This is a genomic window from Streptomyces botrytidirepellens, from assembly GCF_003721215.1.
GTDB lineage: Bacteria > Actinomycetota > Actinomycetes > Streptomycetales > Streptomycetaceae > Streptomyces > Streptomyces himastatinicus.
In genome coordinates, this window is the sequence record NZ_RIBZ01000379.1 from 1 (window position 1) to 699 (window position 699).

Sequence of the window (699 nt, forward strand, 5' to 3'; positions counted from 1 at the left end):
CGCCGCGGCCGCCGCCGACCTCGGCCCGGACGTGGTCGGCGTCGCCGCCGACAACGCCGACCCCGACGCCGCCGAACGCCTCATCGCCACCGCCCGCGAGCGGTTCGGCCGCTTCGACGGCATCCTCATCAGCGTCGGCGGGCCGCCCGCCGGGCCCACCGCCGACATCACCGACGCCCAGTGGCAGACCGCCTTCGACTCGGTCTTCCTCGGCGCCGTGCGGCTCGCCCGGGCCGCCGCCGCCGAACTCACCCCCGGCGGGGTGATCGGCTTCGTCCTCTCCGGGTCCGTCCACGAGCCCGTCCCCGGCCTCACCGTCTCCAACGGCCTGCGCCCCGGGCTCGCGGGCTTCGCCAAGAACCTCTCGCTGGAGCTCGGCCCCCGCGGTGTCCGCGTCGTGGGCCTCCTTCCGGCGCGCATCGACACCGACCGCGTGCGCGAGCTGGACGGCCTCTCCGGTGACGCGGATGCCGCTCGGGAGCGGAACTCCGCGCAGATTCCGCTGCGGCGGTACGGGACGCCTGACGAGTTCGGCAAGGCCGCCGCGTTCCTCCTCTCGCCCGCCGCGTCCTACCTCACCGGGCTGATGCTTCCGGTGGACGGGGGCGCGCTGCACGGCTGGTGAGGCCGGGGGCTTGTTCCCCACCCCGCCCCTACCCGACCCCGGGGCTCCGCCCCGGCCCCCGTTGGGGGCTCCGC

The 699-nt window shown here is 76.8% G+C and carries 1 protein-coding gene; it reads left to right on the plus strand.

Annotated features, from left to right (window positions below):
- Positions 1-625: SDR family oxidoreductase (locus EEJ42_RS31065; RefSeq protein WP_123105197.1), on the plus strand; the 625-nt coding region annotated here is incomplete at its 5' end.
- Positions 626-699 lie beyond the last annotated feature (74 nt).